The organism is Rhizobium sp. 2YAF20, from assembly GCF_052114685.1.
Classification (GTDB): domain Bacteria; phylum Pseudomonadota; class Alphaproteobacteria; order Rhizobiales; family Rhizobiaceae; genus Rhizobium.
The window spans coordinates 487,670-508,446 of sequence record NZ_JBFRFF010000001.1 but is presented as its reverse complement, the minus strand read 5'-3'; the positions used below and the strand labels follow the sequence as shown (position 1 = coordinate 508,446).

Annotated in this window: 18 protein-coding genes; 14 read left to right on the top strand and 4 right to left on the bottom strand. The window is 60.6% G+C overall.

What is annotated here, in order from left to right; genetic code table 11:
• Positions 1–137 precede the first annotated feature (137 nt).
• Entirely contained in the window at positions 138–1,157 is a 1,020-nt protein-coding gene (locus AB4Z52_RS02440; protein WP_442216296.1) for a hypothetical protein, read from the bottom strand.
• Between the two features lie 84 nt (positions 1,158–1,241).
• Entirely contained in the window at positions 1,242–1,628 is a 387-nt protein-coding gene (locus tag AB4Z52_RS02435; RefSeq protein WP_442216295.1) for a c-type cytochrome, read from the bottom strand.
• A 251-nt stretch (positions 1,629–1,879) separates the two neighbouring features.
• Here AB4Z52_RS02435 and AB4Z52_RS02430 point away from each other — a divergent pair, with 251 nt between their 5' ends.
• From AB4Z52_RS02430 to ade, 7 genes are all read left to right on the top strand, one after another.
• The gene (locus AB4Z52_RS02430) at positions 1,880–2,824 is read left to right on the top strand and encodes a choline ABC transporter substrate-binding protein (protein ID WP_442216642.1); all 945 of its coding nucleotides are present in this window, start codon (positions 1,880–1,882) and stop codon (positions 2,822–2,824) included.
• 176 nt (positions 2,825–3,000) lie between these two features.
• Positions 3,001–3,843 (top strand): choline ABC transporter permease subunit, encoded by an 843-nt coding sequence (choW, locus tag AB4Z52_RS02425; protein WP_442216294.1) that lies wholly within the window; start codon positions 3,001–3,003, stop codon positions 3,841–3,843.
• Positions 3,840–4,895, top strand: coding sequence for a choline ABC transporter ATP-binding protein (choV, locus tag AB4Z52_RS02420; RefSeq protein WP_442216293.1), 1,056 nt, complete (start codon positions 3,840–3,842; stop codon positions 4,893–4,895). The genes choW and choV overlap by 4 nt, the downstream gene beginning before the upstream one ends.
• Positions 4,896–4,946: 51 nt before the next feature.
• Positions 4,947–5,696, top strand: coding sequence for a HugZ family pyridoxamine 5'-phosphate oxidase (locus AB4Z52_RS02415; protein ID WP_442216292.1), 750 nt, complete (start codon positions 4,947–4,949; stop codon positions 5,694–5,696).
• Between the two features lie 34 nt (positions 5,697–5,730).
• A complete protein-coding gene (locus tag AB4Z52_RS02410; protein WP_442216641.1) occupies positions 5,731–6,036 on the top strand; it encodes an ArsR/SmtB family transcription factor in 306 nt (101 codons plus the stop codon).
• Positions 6,037–6,343: 307 nt separating this feature from the next.
• On the top strand, positions 6,344–7,672 hold the full coding sequence (locus tag AB4Z52_RS02405; RefSeq protein ID WP_442216291.1) for an aspartate aminotransferase family protein: 1,329 nt from the start codon (positions 6,344–6,346) through the stop codon (positions 7,670–7,672).
• A 240-nt stretch (positions 7,673–7,912) separates the two neighbouring features.
• Positions 7,913–9,610 carry an adenine deaminase gene (ade, locus tag AB4Z52_RS02400; RefSeq protein ID WP_442216290.1) on the top strand — a complete coding sequence of 566 codons (1,698 nt, stop codon included), beginning with the start codon at positions 7,913–7,915 and terminating at the stop codon, positions 9,608–9,610.
• 20 nt (positions 9,611–9,630) lie between these two features.
• Here ade and bglA read toward each other — a convergent pair whose 3' ends face one another.
• Complete coding sequence (bglA, locus tag AB4Z52_RS02395) at positions 9,631–11,283, bottom strand: beta-galactosidase BglA (protein WP_442216289.1); 1,653 nt, start codon at positions 11,281–11,283, stop codon at positions 9,631–9,633.
• Between the two features lie 292 nt (positions 11,284–11,575).
• Between bglA and AB4Z52_RS02390 the strand changes: the two genes are divergently transcribed.
• The 7 genes from AB4Z52_RS02390 (at position 11,576) to AB4Z52_RS02360 (ending at position 19,322) form a co-directional block, all read left to right on the top strand.
• Positions 11,576–13,156 carry a peptide ABC transporter substrate-binding protein gene (locus tag AB4Z52_RS02390; RefSeq protein WP_442216288.1) on the top strand — a complete coding sequence of 527 codons (1,581 nt, stop codon included), beginning with the start codon at positions 11,576–11,578 and terminating at the stop codon, positions 13,154–13,156.
• A 51-nt stretch (positions 13,157–13,207) separates the two neighbouring features.
• Positions 13,208–14,131, top strand: coding sequence for an ABC transporter permease subunit (locus AB4Z52_RS02385; RefSeq protein WP_442216287.1), 924 nt, complete (start codon positions 13,208–13,210; stop codon positions 14,129–14,131).
• Entirely contained in the window at positions 14,128–15,045 is a 918-nt protein-coding gene (locus tag AB4Z52_RS02380; protein ID WP_442216286.1) for an ABC transporter permease subunit, read from the top strand. Before AB4Z52_RS02385 ends, AB4Z52_RS02380 begins: the two co-directional genes overlap by 4 nt.
• Before the next feature lies 1 nt (position 15,046).
• A complete protein-coding gene (locus tag AB4Z52_RS02375; protein WP_442216285.1) occupies positions 15,047–16,054 on the top strand; it encodes an ABC transporter ATP-binding protein in 1,008 nt (335 codons plus the stop codon).
• A complete protein-coding gene (locus AB4Z52_RS02370; protein WP_442216284.1) occupies positions 16,047–17,033 on the top strand; it encodes an ABC transporter ATP-binding protein in 987 nt (328 codons plus the stop codon). The genes AB4Z52_RS02375 and AB4Z52_RS02370 overlap by 8 nt, the downstream gene beginning before the upstream one ends.
• A 91-nt stretch (positions 17,034–17,124) precedes the next feature.
• A complete protein-coding gene (locus AB4Z52_RS02365; RefSeq protein WP_442216283.1) occupies positions 17,125–18,054 on the top strand; it encodes a sugar kinase in 930 nt (309 codons plus the stop codon).
• Positions 18,055–18,257: 203 nt separating this feature from the next.
• Positions 18,258–19,322, top strand: coding sequence for a glycosyltransferase family 4 protein (locus AB4Z52_RS02360; RefSeq protein WP_442216640.1), 1,065 nt, complete (start codon positions 18,258–18,260; stop codon positions 19,320–19,322).
• A gap of 24 nt (positions 19,323–19,346) precedes the next feature.
• Here the strand turns inward: AB4Z52_RS02360 and der are convergent, their stop codons facing one another.
• The gene (gene der, locus AB4Z52_RS02355; protein ID WP_442216282.1) at positions 19,347–20,771 is read right to left on the bottom strand and encodes a ribosome biogenesis GTPase Der; all 1,425 of its coding nucleotides are present in this window, start codon (positions 20,769–20,771) and stop codon (positions 19,347–19,349) included.
• Between the last annotated feature and the right edge of the window lie 6 nt (positions 20,772–20,777).

The window sequence follows — 20,777 nt, the reverse complement described above, 5'->3', positions numbered from 1 at the left end:
ACGCTCGGACGGCGACGCGCTTTCGTGCAGGGGTCCGAAAATTGCGACACTTTCGGATGGAACCTGCTCCAGTGCAGATATGGGCACTCCCCGGTAAGAGCAACCAGCATTCGTGATATTTCGGGCGACAACCGCTCTCAAGCGCCGGCTATCGCTTCGTCCGCAGCGACCGCCTCCTCGGGCGGGTCATCCGGTTGCGCCCGCGCCTCCAGCCTTCGCGCAAAAGCCGCGTCGGCCGTTCGCTTGCGTTCCAACAGATCATGCCCCGCCAGCACATTGGCGTCGAACGCAGCGACAAGCGAGGCAACGGAGGCGATCGAGAGCGCCGTCGGATTGCTTAGCTGCACCTGCGCGGCCTTCAACAGTGCAATACGTTGCTCATTGTCGAGGGCAAGCTTGCCCATCATCGCGTTGACAACGCCAATATGCGTGTTCAGCGTATCGACAAAATCCTCGTAGATTGAAATCAGCCGCTGCAAGCTCTCGCGCTCCGGCTTGAATTCGAGCTCCTTTGCGTGGAGCACATCGCGATCCGCTACCAGCGCTTTCCGTTCCTCTTCGAGGGCAATGAGCGTCGCACGATTGCCGCCCGAGGCTATGCCGGCGCGTCGATCGGTTATCTGTAACGTGACCACGTCCGATTGGCGCTGAACATCCTCGATGTCGAAATCGACCCGCTGGCGCTGCTCGATGATACGCAAGAGGTGATCTTCACACTCTCTGTGACGCTTTCGCAGCTCCGGGCGGAATGCGTTCAGCATGCCGTCGAGAACGGCGCCGGCCGCCAGCTGATTTTCAAGCTCGGCTGCGATTGCTGCCGGATGAGGGTGCGTCAGGTGGACCTTGCGTTTGAGATAACCTCCGGACGGCTGCCCTGCGGTCTCGTCGAACAGCCGCGCGAATGCCAGCGTCGTATCGCCGGTCGCGGCATCAAGCCCGGTCAGCAGCGTCGCAACCTGCGACTTCCATCGCTCGAGCAGCCTGAGCGTCTCCTCGACCAGCGCCTCTTCCGCCGGGAAGTTGATCGCGCCGCGCCGAGCAGCGCCCCTCGAATGGCCCGCGAGCGCCGCATCGCTGGCGGCAAGCCCCTGCAGTGCGTTATCCAGCGTCTCGCGCGCCTTGACGGCATCGCTTTCCAACGACGGTGGCTTTGCCATAAACTCTCTCCGATTACCGACGCAGCTGAGACTAACCGCTTAAATGTGCAAAGAAAATGTTCCTCTGGTCTCGAGAAATAATTCTTATTGAGCGGCACCCGGATTTTTCAGATAGGCAATGATGTTGTCGAGATCCTTGTCGCTTTTCAGCCCCGGAAAGGTCATCCGCGTTCCCTTGACTAGAAATTGCGGGCTTGGGAGATATTTCCGCAGCAGTGCCTCGTCCCAGACCTTTCCGCCCTCGGCGAAGGCTTTCATGGCAGGCGAATAGCTGTAGGTCGCAACCGAGGCCACAGGGCGGCCGACAACGCCCATCAGCGACGGACCGACCCTGTTTACCGGCTCGGTCGCGGTATGGCAGGAGCCGCATTTCTTGAACACCTGGGCGCCTGCGACCGCATCTCCGTCAGCAAAGGCTGTCGCCGCGGACAGGACAAGGGCTGCCCCAGCCGCCAGACATTGCCATTTCATCGCGACCCCTCCCCGACCCAAAAAAAATGCGGCACCCCGCAACAACGACAGCATAGGACAGCCCGCGCACCTCTGGGCGATGACCTGATGACGCAGCCTGGCCTGTGTCAATTTTCCGTTATATCGCCCGGACGTCGCAATCGGGCCCTCGAAACCGCCGCAAATACACTGAGGTCGCTTGTAAATATAAGATATTGGTGATTGCTTGGGAACGTTAGACTGGGAGTCACGCAATGATAAAAATGAGTGCAATGACACTGACCCTGACGACAGCTCTTACCGCGCTGGCGCTAGGTATCTCCAATGTATCGGTTTCAGCTGCCGAACCGGCCAGCTGTAGCACCGTCCATTTCTCCGACGTCGGCTGGACCGACATCACCGCGACGACGGCAACTGCGTCGGTCATCCTGAAGAGCCTCGGCTACGAGCCGGACTCCAAGGTTCTTTCCGTACCGGTGACCTACACCTCGATGAAAAACAAGGACATCGACGTCTTCCTCGGCAACTGGATGCCGTCGATGGCGGCAGACATCAAGCCATTTGCCGACGACAAGTCGGTGGAGACGGTTCGCGCCAATCTCGAAGGCGCAAAGTACACGCTTGCCACCAATGAAAAGGGTGCTGCCCTTGGCATAAAGGACTTCAAGGACATCGCTGCCCACAAGGCGGACCTTGACGGCAAGATCTACGGCATCGAGCCGGGCAACGACGGCAACCGCCTGATCATCGGCATGGTCGACAAGGACCAGTTCAGCCTCAAGGGCTTCGACGTCGTCGAATCCTCGGAACAGGGCATGCTTGCCCAGGTTGCCCGCTCCAACAAGGACGGCAAGCCGATCGTCTTTCTCGGTTGGGAGCCGCATCCGATGAACACGAACTTCAAGCTGACCTATCTGTCGGGCGGCGACGACACGTTCGGCCCGAACTATGGCGGCGCAACCGTCTATACCAACGTTCGCGCCGGCTTCACGCAGCAATGCCCGAATGTCGGCACACTGCTGAAGAACCTGGTCTTCTCTCTGAAAATGGAGAACGAGATCATGGGCAAGATCCAGAACGATGGCGCCGAGCCGGACGCAGCAGCCACCGCATGGCTGAAGGCTAACCCGACCGTCGTTGCGCCCTGGCTTGCCGGCGTTACCACCAAGGACGGCGGCGACGCTGCCGCCGCGGTCAAGACAAAGCTTGGCCTCTGATCGCAACCAAGGGGGCGGACAACCGCCCCCTTTCGTTGTGACCTGCTGTTGCATGTCTCACTGGATCAAAGCAGGTCTGGTGACAAAAAATATGTTTCAGTTCAAAGTGCTACAGCATCCTCTGCCGGACCTCCTCCGGCGCTGTAACCGGTTCCTTCTAATCGCGGGCGAGAAATGTGACCTGGATAACCGATTATCGCATTCCCATCGGCGCATGGGCGAAACAATTCGTAGATTGGCTGACGACGAGCGGCGGATGGTTCTTCGACCGGCTGGCCTTTGTCCTGTCGCACGTGATCGCGGCGCTGCTGTACATTCTACAGGAGCCTAACCCGTTCATCGTCATCCTGGCCATCACAGCGGTTGCCTATTTGCTGCGGCGCTCGATCCTTGTTGCTGTGCTTACCTGTCTGGGCCTGCTCTTGATCATGAACCAGGGCTACTGGAAGGAAACGACCGAGACCCTGGCACTCGTGCTGGCCTCCACCTTCGTCAGCATGCTCGTCGGCGTGCCGCTCGGCATCGCCGCCGCGCGTCGCGCCTGGGTCTATTCCTTCATGCGACCGATCCTCGACCTGATGCAGACTATTCCGACATTCGTCTACCTCATTCCGGCGCTTATCCTTTTTGGGCTTGGCATGGTCCCGGGATTGATCGCCACCGTCATCTTCGCGATCCCCGCTCCCATCCGCCTGACCCGCCTCGGCATCATCTCGACGCCGCCATCCCTGGTCGAAGCCGCCGAATCCTTCGGCGCCACCCCGACGCAGGTGCTGCGCAAGGTCGAACTGCCGTTCGCGATGCCGCAGATCATGGCGGGGCTGACGCAGACGATCATGCTGTCGCTGTCGATGGTGGTCATTTCGGCACTCGTCGGCGCTGCCGGCCTCGGCGTCCCGGTCGTCCGGGCGCTGAACACGGTCAACGTCGCCAAGGGCTTTGAATCGGGCCTCTGCATCGTCATCTTGGCGATCATCCTAGATCGCATGTTCCGCACCTCGGCAGGAGATGGCGTATGAGCACTGCAGTCACCTTCAAGGACGTCAACATCATCTTCGGCGACCGTCCGGAAAATGCGCTGATGATGGTCGACCAGGGCAAGTCCCGCGACGAGATCGGCGCCGCGACCGGCAATGTGCTCGGCGTCGCCCATGCTTCGCTCGATATCGAGGAAGGCGAGATCCTGGTGCTGATGGGGCTTTCCGGATCGGGCAAGTCGACACTGCTGCGCGCCGTCAATGGTCTTGCACCCGTTGTGCGCGGCGAGGTTTCCGTCCAGACCGTCAACGGGGCCCAGAACCCATACAAATGCAACGCCAAAGCTCTGCGCGACCTGCGCATGCACACTGTCTCCATGGTGTTCCAGCAGTTTGCCTTGCTGCCATGGCGTACGGTCGCCGACAATGTCGGCTTTGGCCTCGAACTTGCCCGCGTTCCCGAGGCGGAACGCAAGAAGCGGGTCGGCGAACAGCTCGAGCTCGTCAACCTGACCCAATGGGCCAACCGCAAGGTCAACGAGCTTTCAGGCGGCATGCAGCAGCGCGTCGGCCTTGCCCGCGCGTTCGCAACAGGCGCGCCCATCCTGCTGATGGACGAGCCGTTCTCGGCTCTCGATCCACTGATCCGAACCCGCCTGCAAGACGAATTGCTGGAGTTCCAGCGCCGCCTGAAACGGACCATCCTGTTCGTCAGCCACGATCTTGACGAAGCCTTCCGCATCGGCAATCGCATCGCCATCATGGAAGGCGGCCGCATTATACAGTGCGGCACGCCGCAGGAGATCGTCAAGAACCCGGCCGACCAGTATGTCGCGGATTTCGTCCAGCATATGAACCCGATCAGCATGCTGACCGCACGCGATGTCATGCAGCCGGGTCTCGGCCACGCCGCCTCGGGCAATACGGTAACCGCCACGGCGCGCTCGACAACGCCGCTGATCGACATTCTCGACGCGCTCGCCCGCCAACCCGGCAGCATCGGCGTTGTCGACAATGGCGCTATCATCGGCACGATCTGCGCCCAGGACATCGTTGCCGGCCTCACCAGCCACCGGCGCAAGGAGCAGGCCTGACAGCAGTCAGGCCCGCCGCCTCTGGCTCCGTTTGATGAGACGGGGAAGGTCATGAGCGACAAACCCTCGGTGATACGCGAGACCGACGACGAGGCACGCAAGCTTGCGCGCGTGCTGCTGCGCACTGCAGGTTATGCGGCGCTTGCCGTCATCGATCCGGACAACGGATTTCCAGCGGCGAGCCGAGTTTTGCTCGGCACCGATATCGATGGCGTTCCGATCATCCTTGTGTCGGCGCTCTCCGCGCATACCAGGGCATTGTCCCGGGACCCGCGGGCATCCCTGCTGGTGGGAGAGCCCGGCAGGGGCGATCCCCTGGCGCACCCCCGGTTGACGGTTCAATGCATCGCGGAAAAAGTGGACCGCACGACGCCGACGCACGGCCGTCTCCGCGCCCGTTTCCTCAGCCGGCATCCGAAGGCAAAACTCTATATCGACTTTGCCGACTTCGCTTTCCTCCGCCTTCGTCCTCTGTCAGCCAGCCTCAACGGCGGCTTTGGAAAAGCCTATCTTTTGCCCGGCGAAGACCTGGAGATTCGTTCGCCTGCCAACGAGACCATTGCAAACGATGCCGACGCCATAGTGCGAGATTTAGTATTATGCCATTCGGACCTGCTCGCAGAATTCGCCGGCAAGTTGAATTCAGGTGCGCCGCAGAGGTGGCGTATATCGGGTGTAGATGCGGGTGGTTTCGACCTAATTACTGGAAACAAAGCCTTGAGATATGACTTTTGCTGTCATATCGAGCACTATGTTGACACAAAGTCCTACATGTCTAAAGTAACAACTTCGATACCTTAAATCTAGGTATATACAATCGTCAGGATATGTTGGCATTTTTTATCATCCGTTAAATCGCGAAGCAGCTCTGTTGTCGGCGATGGCCAATCCAAAGCGCTTGATGATTTTGTGCAGCCTCGTCCGGGGGGAAGTGCCGGTTGGCAATCTCGCCAACCATGTGGGGCTGAGCCAATCCGCTCTCTCGCAGCACGTATCCAAGCTTCGCGCTCAGAAGTTGGTGAAGACGCGCAGAGACGCCCAAGCCATTTACTATTCCAGTTCGTTCGAGCAGGTCATGATGATTCTGACGACCCTGGAAGTTATCTATTGCGACACCGAGAAAGCTAAGTCGGCGGCTTAGTAGGTCGCCAGCCCATGTTAAAAGGGCAAAAGGCTAATATTAATTACTGAGTATATTTCGACAGGCCGGGGAAGCCTCAGGTGATCGGTCAACTAAATTTTCATTCCGAAATGATTGCGCTGGAGAGGTAGGTAAACTTTAGGGTTTGCCGACCTTTCTTTTTGCACCTTCCAGTTCACATCGCTCCGGCATAATTTACGACCTTGTCTTGACGCCCCCTGATCGGCTGATAATTTGACCGGGCAGTAAATAATCAGGCGCCAAGCCGCGACCGGGAGCTGGCCCCCGCATGGCCATGGAGAAGATCATGTCCGACCGTTTGAATGCCACGCCCAACGATCTCAGGGCGTTCTGGATGCCGTTCACCGCGAACCGCCAGTTCAAAAAGGAACCGCGTCTGTTTGTCGGCGCCAAGGACATGCACTATACCACCCATGACGGCCGGCAGGTGCTGGACGGAACCGCTGGCCTCTGGTGCGTCAATGCCGGACACTGCCGTCCGAAGATCACCGAGGCGATCAGCAAACAGGCTGGCGAACTGGACTACGCGCCGGCGTTCCAGCTGGGCCACCCCAAGGCGTTCGAACTTGCGAACCGCCTCGTCGATATCGCGCCCGAAGGCATGAACCATGTCCTTTATACCAACTCCGGTTCGGAATCGGTCGAGACGGCGCTCAAGGTTGCGCTGGCCTACCACCGGGTCAAGGGCAATGGCTCGCGCTTCCGCCTGATCGGCCGCGAGCGCGGCTATCACGGCGTCAATTTCGGCGGCATTTCGGTCGGCGGCATCGTTTCCAATCGCAAGATGTTCGGCACGCTTCTGACCGGCGTCGATCACATGCCGCATACCCACATCCCCGGCAAGAACGCCTTCACCAGGGGCGAGCCGGAACACGGCGGCGATATCGCGACCGAGCTCGAGCGCATCGTCACGCTGCATGATGCCTCAACGATTGCAGCCGTCATCGTCGAACCCGTCTCGGGCTCAACCGGCGTGCTGATCCCGCCGAAGGGCTACCTGCAGAAGCTCCGCGAGATTTGCACCAAGCACGGCATCCTCCTGATCTTCGACGAGGTTATCACCGGCTTCGGACGCCTGGGCGCGCCTTTTGCCGCTCAATATTACGACGTCATTCCGGACATGATCACCACCGCCAAGGGCCTGACCAACGGCGTCATCCCGATGGGCGCCGTGTTCGTGACCTCGGAGATCCACGATGCCTTCATGCAGGGGCCGGAGCACATGATCGAATTCATGCACGGCTACACTTATTCCGGTAATCCCATAGCCTGCGCCGCAGCGCTGGCGACACTCGAAACCTATAAGGAAGAAGGCCTTCTCACGCGCGCCGCCGAGCTTTCCGACTACTGGGCTGACGGCCTGCATTCGTTGCGCGACTGCCCCAATGTCGTCGACATCCGCAACACCGGCCTCATCGGCGCCATCGAGCTCGAGCCGATCGCCGGCGAGCCGACCAAGCGCGCCTTCACCGCCTTCCTGAAAGCCTATGAAAAGGGCGTCCTCATCCGCACCACGGGCGACATCATCGCCCTGTCTCCGCCTCTCATCATCGAGAAGCACCATATCGACGAGCTGTTTGGCAAGCTCAGGGAGATTTTGCAGAACAATATCTAGGCTTACCCTCTCCTTGATGGCGAGGGTCGGCACGCAGTGCCGGGGTGGGGTGACCTCTTGCGACACCCAATGGTCACTCCCACCCGCGCGTTCCGCGCGACCTCCCCCATCAAGGGGGAGGTGGAGGGCTACGCCAATACCGCAATATCCGCAAATTCGAAGCAGTCCCCTCTCCCCGTAAAGCGAGGAGAGGGTTAGGGTGAGGGGCAACCCAGACTCACAGCGCGCCAAGGACACCCCATGACTGAAAAACTCGAGCGTCTGATCGATCAGGGTGTCGGACGCGAGCCTGCCGATATCGTCCTCAAGGGCGGGCGCTTTTTCGATCTGGTCACCGGCGAACTGGTTGCTTCCGACATCGCCATCTCAGGCGACCGCATCGTCGGCACCTGCGGCGAATATCTCGGCCGCGAGGTGATCGATATTTCCGGTAGGATCGTCGTTCCAGGTTTCATCGACACGCATCTCCACATCGAGTCCTCGCTGGTGACACCGCATGAGTTCGATCGCTGCGTCTTGCCCTATGGCGTTACCACGGTCATCTGCGATCCGCACGAGATCGCCAACGTGCTCGGCACCGAGGGGATCGAGTTCTTTCTCGACAGCGCTCGCGAGACGATCATGGACATCCGCGTCCAGCTCTCCTCCTGCGTGCCCGCAACGCATCTCGAGACTTCGGGCGCCGATCTGCCGATCGAGAAGCTGCTGCCGTATCGCCATCATGAGAAGGTCATCGGGCTGGCGGAATTCATGAATTTTCCCGGCGTGATCCACAAGGATCCGATCTGCATGGCAAAGCTCGATGCCTTCCAGGGCGGCCATATCGACGGCCACGCGCCGCTTTTGCGCGGCAACGATCTCAACGGCTATCTCTCAACCGGGATCCGCACCGAACACGAATGCACGACGGCGGAAGAAGCGCTGGAGAAAATCCGCAAGGGCATGCACATCCTGGTGCGCGAAGGTTCGGTCTCCAAGGACCTTCACGCGCTGATGCCGATCATCACAGAACGCCTGTCGCCCTTCATCGCGCTTTGCACCGATGACCGCAATCCGCTCGACATTGCCGAACAGGGCCACCTCGACTACATGATCCGTACCGCGATCGCCCATGGCATCGAGCCGCTGGCCATCTACCGAGCCGCCGCCATCTCCGCTGCCCGCGCCTTCGGCCTTCGCGACCGCGGCCTCGTGGCCCCTGGCTGGCGCGCCGACCTTGTCATTGTCGACAGCCTGGAAAACTGCAAGGCGGAGATGGTCTTTGCCGCCGGACGTCTTGTCACCGACGCTCTCTTTGCGACCCGAGGCCCGGTCGCACCCGTCGGGCTCGACAGTGTCAAGGCCCGCACGGTCAACGCCGCCGACTTTGGCGTGCCGGTGGCGGAAGGCGAAACATCAGTCATCGGCGTCATGCCGGGCAAGATCATCACCGAGCATCGGCGTTTCCGCCTGCCGGCAGAAGGCAACCAGACGACCGTCGATCTCGCCAACGACATCATCAAGGTCGCCGTCATCGAGCGCCATGGCAAAAACGGCAACCATGCCAACGGCTTCGTCCAGGGCTTCGGCCTGAAGAAGGGTGCCATCGCCTCGACCGTCGGCCATGACAGCCACAATATCTGCATCGTCGGCGTCAGCGAGGACGACATGGCCATGGCCGCCAATCGCCTCGGCGAGATCAAGGGCGGCTTCGTCGTCGTCGAGGACGGCAAGATAACAGGCGAGATTTCGCTGCCGGTCGCGGGCCTGATGAGCCTTGAGCCCTATGAAAGCGTTCGCGACACGCTGCACCGGCTGCGCAAGGCCGCATTCGCCCTCGGCTCGACGCTGGAAGAGCCATTCCTGCAACTGGCTTTCCTGCCGCTACCGGTCATCCCGCATCTGAAGATCTCGGACAAGGGCATGGTGGATGTGGATCGATTCATGCTGATTGGTTAGTGATCGGTGTCGCGATAGGATTATCCCACCCGCCCGCAAAACGCATCAAGCCCGTCGAGCTTGACGCTCCTCACCGCGGTCTGCGGGATGAAGCCGGGCATCGGCACGACCTCCTTGATCGTCACCCCCTTCGGCAACGGCACTACCACCGGTTTCCTCGCCAGGTTGAAAACGAAGAGCAGGGTCTCTCCATTTTTCTCACGAGTGAACGCAAGCACGTCCTCCTTGGTGTCGACGAAGACAAGATCGCCGTCGAAGAGGGCTGGATGATGTCTGCGGAAGGCCAGGGTATGGCGGTAGTGGTTGAGCACGGAATCAGGTTCAGCCTCCTGCTTGTCGACGGAAAGCACGGCGTGCAGATAGGGCACCGGCAGCCAGGATTTTTCAGCCGTGGTGAAGCCCGCATGTACCCTGCCCGCTTCCCAGGGCATTGGCGTGCGGCATCCGTCGCGCCCCTTGAAGGCCGGCCAGAAGCGGATGCCGTAGGGATCGCGCAGGTCCTCGAAGGCAAGATCGGCCTCGGGCAATCCGAGTTCTTCGCCCTGGTAGAGACAGATCGAACCGCGCAGCGTCGACAGCAGCGATATCGCAAGCTTGGCGACCCTCGGCCGCTCCTCTTCAGTCTTGGCAAAGCGGCTCACATGCCGATTGACGTCGTGGTTGGAGAATGCCCAGCAGACCCAGCCGTCGATGACGCTTTCCTGGAACGACCCGACGCATCGGCGGAAATGTGCAGGGGTGAATTCCGGGCCGAGCAGATCGAAGGTGTAGCACATATGCAGCTTGTCGCCGCCGCTGGTATAGGCGGCAAGCGTCTGCAGCGACCGCGCGCCGTCGCCGACCTCGCCGACGGTGGCGCGGTTCTCGTAGGTGTCGAGCAGCGCGCGCAGCCGCTTCAGGAAGCCGATGTTTTCCGGCTGCGTCTTGTCGTAGAGATGGTTCTGCATGCCATAGGGATTGCTGTCGGGCGCATCGAGCCCTCCGGCTTCTTCGCTCGGCTCGACCGGCGGATTGTCCCGCAAAAGCTTGTCGCAGAAATAATAGTTGACGGTGTCTAGCCGGAAGCCATCGACGCCCCGGTCAAGCCAGAACCGGATCGCAGACAGCACTGCATCCTGAACTTCGTGATTGTGAAAATTGAGATCAGGCTGCGAGATCAGGAAATTGTGCTGGTAATATTGCCGGCGGACGCCGTCCCATTCCCAGCCCGGTCCCCCGAAGATCGACAGCCAGTTGTTCGGCGCGGTGCCGTCGGGTTTCGGCTCGGCCCAGACATACCAGTCGGCTTTCGGATTGGTGCGGTTGGAGCGGCTTTCGACGAACCAGGGATGCTTGTCGGAGGTATGGGAAATCACCTGGTCGATGATAACCTTGAGCCCCAGCGCATGCGCGGCGGCAAGCATCTCGTCGAAATCGGCAAGCGTCCCGAAGATCGGATCGACATCGCAATAATTCGAAACGTCGTAGCCCATGTCCGCCATCGGCGACGTGAAGAATGGCGCCAACCAGATTGCGTCAACGCCGAGCGAGGCGATATGCACCAGGCGTCTGGTGATGCCCTTGATATCGCCGAGCCCATTGGCGTCGGTATCCTGAAACGATCGGGGATAGACCTGATAGATCACCGCACCACGCCACCAGTCGGCACCAACGGCCCTGCCCTCTGATTCCATGAAACAATCCGCCTTCTCTCGAATAATTCTCAAGGTGGCACACTAGCTGCCGGGCGCCAAATTACAATTCCAAAGGACGGGGTCCTCGGGTGCGTCAACACCGGCGCATGCCGTCACGGGAGGCGGTGGCGTTTGTGGACAAACCCGTGTCGCTTTGTCACTCGCTAATTTAGGGGGTTGAATGCACGGCGACTTTCAATAGGTTGCTAATTGACCTGCACGTACAGGTCATCTGCGGGAACATTGAACGACCTTGAAAACAAGGCGAACACTCCAGAAAGGTTGGGCTATCATGACATTTTTCACGAAGAGATCCCTGGCGCTAGCATTGGCCGGGACGCTGATTTCGGTCGCGGCGCACGCGACGACGCTTAATATTCACAACGGTGGCGATCCGACCTCACTTGATCCGCAGAAGGTCTCCGGCGACTGGGAAAACCGTATCGAAGGGTCGATCTTCGAGGGCCTCGTCACCGAAGACCCCAAGGACAATCCGATCCCCGGCCAGGCCGAAAGCTGGACTATCTCGCCTGATGGCAAGGTCTATACCTTCAAGCTGCGCGACGGCATCAAGTGGTCCGACGGCCAGCCGGTCACGGCGGGAGACTTCGTCTTCGCCTTCCAGCGGCTGATGGACCCGAAGACCGCGGCCAACTATGCCTATCTCCAGTTCACCATCAAGAATGCCGAAAAGATCAACAAAGGCGAAATCACGGATTTCAGCCAGCTCGGCGTCAAGGCGATCGATGACAAGACGCTCGAAATCACGCTCAACGAGTCGACGCCCTATTTCTTGAGCGCCCTCATGCACTACACGGCATATCCCTTGCCGAAGCATGTGGTTGAGGCCAAGGGCGACGACTGGGTCAAGATCGGCAATATCGTCACCAACGGCTCGTATAAGCCGACCGAATGGGTGCCCGGCTCGCACGTCACCGTCGTTAAGAGCGATCTGTACTGGGATGCGAAGAACGTCAAGATCGATACCGTTACCTTCTTTACGCTGGAAGATCAGGCGGCCGCGCTGAAGCGCTATCGCGCCGGCGAATTCGATATCCTGACGGAGTTCCCGGCCGACCAGTACGAATGGATGAAAACGAACTTGCCCGGTCAGGCGCATGTGGTGCCCTTCCTCGGCACCTATTATTACGTTGTCAACGCAACCAAGCCTCCCTTCAACGACAAGCGAGTGCGCCAGGCTCTTTCCATGGCCGTCAACCGCGAAGTCATCGGCCCGAAGATCCTCGGCACCGGCGAATTGCCAATGTATTCCTGGGTTCCGCCGGGCACCGCCAATTACGGCGAGCCCGCCTATGTGAGCTGGAAGGACGAGCCCTATGGCCAGAAGGTCGAGGAGGCAAAGAAGCTCCTGAAGGAAGCAGGGTTCGGACCGGACCATCCGCTAAAGGCCCAGCTTCGCTACAACACCAACGACAACCACAAGCGCATTGCTGCCGCGATCGCCTCGATGTGGAAGCCGCTCGGCGTGGAAATCGAACTCTACAACACCGAGACCAAGGTGCATTACGACGAAATGCAGCGCGGCAAGGTGGAGATCGGCCGCGCCGGCTGGCTTGCCGACTACAACGACCCGATCAACTTCCTGAACCTGCTATCGACCGGCGTCGACATGAACTACGGCCGGTGGAGCAATCCACAATATGACGCCCTGTTGAAAAAGGGCAGCGCAGAGACGGACCTCAAGAAGCGAGCCGAGCTGTTCAAGCAGGCGGAGCAACTTGCGCTGGACGATAGCGCCGCAATCCCGATCTACTATTACGTCTCGCGGAGCGTCGTCTCCCCGAAGATCGCCGGTTATGAGGACAACGTGCAGGATATCCACCGCATCCGTTGGCTTTCCTTCAAGCAGTAACTGGGAACAGGGACCCTTTCCAGCCATGCCGGAAAGGGTCCGTTCACGCTCATGATCAGCTATGCACTCCGTCGTCTCCTGTCGACAATCCCGGTCATATGGATTGCCCTGACAGTCTGCTTCTTCATTATGCGCCTTGCTCCCGGCGGTCCGTTCGATGGCGAAAGACCCTTGCCGCCGGCGGTTCTGCGGAACCTTGCAGCGCATTACAACCTCGACAAGCCGCTCCTCCAGCAATATGCCATCTACGTCTTCGATGTCCTGAAGGGTGATCTCGGCCCCTCTTTCGTCAACCAGGACTTCAGCGTCACGCAGCAGTTGCTAAGCGGCTTTCCCTACACGCTGACCATCGGCGGCTGGGCATTTGTGCTGGCTCTTGTAGTCGGCGTTGCCGTCGGCTGTCTTGGCGCGCTCTACCAGAACCGCAGTGCGGATTACTGGCTGGGCGGAACCCTGCTGATCGGCCTTGTCCTGCCGAGTTTCCTGATTGCGCCGATCCTCCAGCTGGTCTTTGGTATCGAGCTTGGCTGGCTGCCGGTCGGCGGCTGGGGCGATGGTTCGGCAAAATATATCGTCCTGCCAATCATCGTGCTGGCACTGCCGCATGCGGCACGCATCTCGCGCCTGATGCGCGGATCGATGATCGAAGTGATGAGCCAGAACTATATCCGCACTGCCAGGGCCAAGGGCATCGGCCCAAGGCTGACGGTCATGCGCCATGCAATGCGGCCAGCCCTTATGCCGGTTGTCTCCTATCTCGGCCCAGCGGCAAGCTATCTGCTCACCGGTTCACTGGTGGTCGAAAGCATCTTCGGCCTGCCGGGGGTTGGCCGCTATTTTATCGCCGCCGCCCTCAACCGCGATTACGGCATGGTGCTTGGAACGGTCATCTTCTATATGGGGCTCATCGTGTTCCTGAACCTGCTCGTCGACATCGCCTATGCGTGGCTTGACCCGAAAGTGAGAACGCGATGATCCTCAATCTTGCCAAACGGGAATTGCTCGAGGCGGAGCTGATCGCCGCTGAGGGGCTGGCTCCCGAAAGCCGGTCGCTCACTAAGGATGCGGTGCGACGCCTGTTGCGCAACAAGGCAGCGGCTTTAGCCCTCGTCGTCATGGCGCTGCTGCTGCTCGTTGCCATCGTAGGGCCGAGCCTCATTCCCTTCAACTACGAAGACCCGGACTGGGCAGCCTTCCGGGCAGCTCCGGATTTTGCAAGCGGCCACTATTTCGGCACGGATGCAAACGGTCGCGACTTGCTGGCACGCACCCTTTACGGCACCCGCGTCTCCCTGACCGTTGCTGCCGTTGCCACCTTCGTCGCGGTCGTCATCGGCGTCCTCTACGGCGCCGTCTCCGGATATTTCGGCGGCCGGATCGATACTGTCATGATGCGTTTCGTCGATATCATGTACGCTCTTCCCTATATCCTCTTCGTCATCCTGCTGATGGTGATCTTCGGGCGCAACGTCTATCTGCTCTTTGCCGCGATCGGTGCGCTAGAGTGGTTGACAATGGCCCGCATCGTGCGCGGCCAGACGCTCTCCCTCAAGCATCGCGAGTTCATCGAGGCGGCGCGTGCTTCCGGGCAGCGGCCGTTCAAGATCATCATCAAGCATATCGTCCCGAACCTCGTCGGCCCGGTGGTGATCTATGCGGCGCTGACGGTACCGGAAATCATCGCCACCGAAAGCTTCCTCTCCTATCTCGGCTTCGGCGTCCAAGAGCCATTGACCTCGCTCGGCACGTTGATCGCCGATGGCGCCAGCTCGATGGAGACCACGCCCTGGCTGCTGTTCTTCCCCGCGGGCTTTCTCGTCGCCATGCTGATGAGCCTGCTCTTCATCGGCGACGGTCTGCGCGACGCCTTCGACCCCAGGGATCGCTGACATGACCCAGGCACTGAAAAACGAAACTCTGCTTGAACTTAAGGACTACTCGATCACCTTCCGCACGCCCGAGGGCGAGGTCGCGGCGGTCTCGAAGATGAACCTCTCGGTCCGTCGTGGCGAACGCATCGCGATCGTCGGCGAATCCGGCTCCGGCAAGAGCCAAACCTTCCTGGGATTGATGGGCCTGCTGGCCAAGAACGGCCATACCAGCGGCCAAGCGCTGCTTGAGGGCCGCGACGTGCTGGCGCTGAAACCGCGCGAGCTCGACCAGGTCCGCGGCAAGGACATGGCAATGGTCTTCCAGGATCCGATGACGGCCTTGAATCCATCCCTGAGGATTTCCCGCCAACTGACTGAACAGCTTGAGGTTCATCGCGGGCTCACCGCACGCGCCGCCTCTGCAGCGGCGCTGGATATGCTGAAGCGCGTCGGCATTCCTGATCCTGACAGGCGCTTCAACCTCTATCCTCACGAGCTTTCAGGCGGCATGCGCCAGCGCATCGTCATCGCCATGGCGCTCCTGACCAAACCGAAGCTCTTGATCGCCGACGAGCCGACGACGGCGCTCGACGTCACGATCCAGGCGCAGATTCTCGATCTTTTCAATGACTTGACCGCGGAAATGAACACAGCACTGGTGATGATCACCCACGATCTCGGCGTTGTCGCCGGTCTCGCCGATCGCGTCGCCGTCATGTATGCCGGGCGGATCGTCGAGGAAGCGCCGGTCGACGAGCTGTTCGAAAACCCGGCGCATCCCTATACTGCAGCACTACACGCCTCGATCCCGCGCCCTGACCAGGATGTCGACGACCTCGCCGTCATCCCAGGCCGACCACCGAACCTCATGCATTTGCCGCGTGGCTGCAGCTTCTCGCCGCGTTGCGCGATAGCGCAGGACGATTGCATTGACGCCTCACCCGGGCTCGAGACGCTGGCACTTCGCCACAGTGCCGCCTGTTTCCATCCCTTTCCCCGCCGCGAGGAGGTGCTGACCCATGACTGAGCGGACGCTTCTCAAGGTCGAGCATCTGACCACCCAATTCGAGCTTCCCTCGAAATCCTTCTTCAAGCCGCCGACCTATCTGACAGCCGTCAACGATGTCAGCTTTGAGCTGAAGGAGGGGCGGACGCTCGGCATCGTCGGCGAATCCGGATGCGGCAAGTCGACGCTCGGACGCTCTATCCTGCGCCTTTTGCGGGCGCAGAAGGGCCGGATCATGTGGCAGGGCAGCGACCTTACGAAGCTCTCGGACGAAGAGATGCGCGCCGCCCGCCGCGACATGCAGATCATCTTCCAGGACCCTATCGCCTCGCTCGATCCGCGCATGACCGTCGGCGACATCATCGCCGAGCCGCTGACCGTATTCGAGCCGAAGCTGACGCGCGCTGAGCGCCAGGAGCGCGTTCGCGACATAATGACGGCCGTCGGCCTCGTGCCTGAAATGATCAATCGCTATCCGCACGAATTCTCTGGCGGGCAGGCACAGCGCATCGGCATTGCCCGCGCGGTCGTCACGAGGCCGAAGCTGATCGTCTGCGACGAACCGGTCTCCGCCCTCGATGTCTCGATCCAGGGCCAGGTGATCACGCTCCTGCGCAAACTACGCAAGGAGTTCGGCCTGACGCTGATCTTCATCAGCCACGACCTCTCGGTCGTTCGCTTGATCTCTGATGACGTGCTGGTGCTCTATCTCGGCAGGATCGTCGAGGCGGGCGATTGCGCCACCGTCTTCCAGCATCCGGCCCATCCCTATACCCAGGCGCTGTTTTCCGCTGCCCCTGTCCCTGACCCGAAGGCGGCGCGGGCGCGCCAGCGCATCCGGCTTCAGGGCGACCCGCCCTCGCCGCTCAACCCGCCGCCCGGCTGCGTCTTTTCACCTCGCTGCTGGAAGGCGACGGATATCTGTCGGACCGCGATGCCGGACATGGAGGACGTGCGTGCCGGGCAAAGGGCGGCATGCTATCATATGGACCGGCCTTAAAACTTGTCGATCGCGCGCAGCGCAAACCTTGTTTCCTTGGTTTGCATTGCGTATCACCGCATCACAGGCAGGCCTTGTGGGAGCGAACAGGTTGGGCGGGAAGTTTTTATCGATCGGCGAGTGCATGGTGGAGCTGTCGCAGGCCCATGACGGCTATCTGCGCAAGGGCTTTGCCGGCGACACGTTCAACACCGCCTGGTACGCGCGCGCCTGCCTGCCTGAGGAGTGGTCGATCGACTATTTCACCGCACTCGGCGACGATCCGATGTCAGATGAGATGCTGGCATTCATGGCCAAGGCAGGGATCGGCACCACGCAAATCCGCCGTATCCGCGGCAAGACGCCGGGTCTTTATATGATCAACCTGAAGAATGGCGAACGCTCCTTCAGCTATTGGCGCGACAGTTCTGCAGCCCGTCAGCTCGCCGTCGATGGCGATCGGCTTCGCGATGCCATCGAGGCTGCCGACGTCATTTATTTCTCGGGCATCACGCTTGCAATCCTCAGCCATGAAGACACCGAGACGTTGCTATCCGAGCTGCGGCGCGCAAGGGCCATCGGAAAGCTTGTCGTCTTCGACCCCAACCTCAGGCCGCGGCTGTGGTCCAGCTTCGATGCCATGCATTCGACGATCAGCGAAGGCGGCCGTGCATCGACGCTTGTCATGCCAAGCTTCGACGACGAGGCCAGTCATTTTGGTGACGACAGCGTCGGGGCGACCATCCATCGCTACCGCACCCTCGGCGCCCATATCGTCGTTGTCAAGAATGGCGCGGAAGGCGCAATCGTCAGCGCGGACGGAACCAGCACAGCGGTCCCGGCTGAAATGGTCGAACAGGTGGTCGATACCACCAGCGCCGGTGACAGCTTCAACGGCGCCTTCCTTGCCGAATATCTGAAGTCGCATGACCCGGTTGCCGCCGCTCATTTTGCAGCCAAGATCGCAGCCAAGGTCATCAGCGAGCATGGCGCGCTCGTGAAGCCGGAGCGGTTGGGCCTTCGCACGATCGCCCGGGCCTGACAACCCTGAACCTGAGGCCGCCGGACCACACGAGCCTTGCCAGGCAAGGTCTGTAATATTTCCATCATGGACCGCCATCACAATAGGCCGGGGTGAGAATCATTCTCGGCTGCCGCAAGGCGTTGCGCCTTCACATCAGGCGGCGTGGATGGAAGCGTTTGGACATGTTGCAACGTTTGTCGGACATCGACCACAGGACCTGGATGGAAGAGGCCACCGCGACGATTACATCAGAGCGGCTGCTCATCGTCACGGACGCCTGGCATCCGCAAGTCAACGGCGTCGTTCGCTCCATCGAAAATACCAATCGCGAGCTGGCGCGCATGGGCGTCGACGTCACGATGCTCACCCCCGAAGGCCTGCACAGCATCCCCTGCCCGACCTATCCCGAAATCCGCCTTTCGATCGCCAGCTACCGGCGCATCGCCAAGAAGATCGCCGAGGCCAAGCCGTCCTATGTCCACATCGCCACCGAAGGTCCGCTCGGCCTGACGGCGCGCCGGTGGTGCCAGAAAAACGGCATGCCGTTCTCGACGACCTATCACACCCGTTTTCCGGAATATGTTTCGGCAAGGCTGCCGATCCCCAAATCCTGGCTCTATGCCTTTGTCCGGTGGTTTCACAATGCGGGTTACGGCTGCATGGTGGCGACGCCAAGCCTTGCAAATGAGCTGAAAGCAAAAGGCATCCGCAATCTCCTGCCATGGACCCGCGGCATCGACCAGGAGCTGTTTCACCCGAGGCCGCTCGAAGACAGGCCTTTCGACCTGCCTCGGCCGATTTTCATGACCGTGGGTCGGGTGGCGCTCGAGAAGAACTTGCCTGCCTTCCTCAATCTCGACCTGCCGGGATCGAAGGTGGTTATCGGCGATGGCCCGGCCCTTGCCGAATTGAAGAAGCTCTACCCCGACGTGCTTTTCACCGGCGCCAAATACGGCGAGGAGCTGGCAAAGTCCTACGCCCAGGCGAATGTTTTCGTCTTCCCGTCAAGGACCGACACCTTCGGCAACACTATCCTCGAAGCGCTCGCAAGCGGTGTCCCGGTCGCCGCCTATCCGGTGACAGGCCCCGCCGATATTCTCGGCGGCCACGAGAAGTCCGGCGCCGTCCACCACGACCTCACGCAAGCCTGCCTGATGGCGCTGTCCTGCGATCGGGATGAAGCGAGAGCCCTTGCAATGACCTATTCGTGGGAAGCAGCAACCAAGCAGTTCATCGGCAACGTGCGCGTTGCCAATTATCGCGGACGGATGATACGCCGGACCTGAAACCCAACGTCCTTAAGTCCAAAGTCAGCGCTTCTTCTTGTTCTCGTACGGGTTTTCCGATGTCCGGAAATGGATACGGATTGGCACGCCCGGCATGGCGAAATCCTCGCGCAACCCGTTGGTGAGGTAGCGAACGTAGGACTCGGGCAAAGCATCCGAGCGTGTGCAGGAGATCATGAAGGCCGGCGGGCGGGCCTTCACCTGCGTCATGTATTTCAGCTTGATCCGGCGACCGGAGACTGCGGGTGGCGGATGCTGGATTTGCTGTGTCTCCAGCCAGCGATTGAGCTTGGCTGTCGCGATGCGCTTGTTCCACACCTTGTCGGTATCGACGATCGCCTGCATCAGACGGTCGAGCCCCTCGCCAGTCTGCCCGGCGATCGGGACGGCACGAATGCCGCGCGCCTGCGGCAGCAGCCGGTCGGTCTTTTCGCGCAGTTCGGCAAGGACGGGCTGCCGGTCGTCGATCATATCCCACTTGTTGAAGGCAAGCACAGCGGCGCGCCCTTCGCGAAGCACCAGATCGACGATCTGCAGGTCCTGCTTTTCAAACGGGATGGTGGCGTCGAAGACGATGACGACGGTTTCGGCAAACCGGATGGCGCGCAGCGCGTCGGCGACCGAAAGCTTCTCCAGCTTCTCCGTGACGCGCGCCTTGCGGCGCATGCCGGCCGTGTCGAACATCCGGACCATGCGGCCGCGCCACGTCCAATCGACCGAAATCGAGTCGCGGGTGATGCCCGCTTCCGGGCCGACCAGCAGACGATCCTCGCCCAGAAAGCGATTGATCATCGTCGACTTGCCGGCATTCGGTCGGCCGACGATGGCGATGCGCAATGGCTTGGTATCGTCGTAGGCGGGCTCTTCGTCGATCTCTTCGACGTCATCGCCGTCGGCGCGCGGAATACTGACATTGGTTTCCGCCACATCCTCGTCCTCAGGATAGGCGCGGTCCTCGCCGATTGCCTCGACGATGGCGTTGTGAAGATCAATCATTCCCTGGCCGTGTTCGGCCGAGATCGGGCATGGCTCGCCGAGACCGAGCGTAAAGGCGTCGTAGAAGCCGCCTTCGGAGCCCTTGGCTTCCGACTTGTTGGCAACGAGAACCACGGGCTTGCCGCTTCGACGCAGCAATTCGCCAAAGGTCTTGTCGAGCGGCGTCAGGCCGGATTTGGCATCAACGATGAAAAGCGTCAGGTCCGCCTCCTCGATCGCCGCTTCCGTCTGCGCCCGCATACGGCCTTCCAGCGTATCCTCGTGAGCCTCTTCGAGACCGGCGGTATCGATGATGCGGAACTTCAGACCCATCAGCCGGGCATCGCCCGGCCTGCGGTCGCGGGTGACGCCGGGCGTGTCGTCGACAAGCGCCAGCTTCTTGCCAACCAGACGGTTGAAAAGCGTGGACTTGCCGACATTCGGGCGACCGACGATGGCGACCGTGAAACTCATGGGATT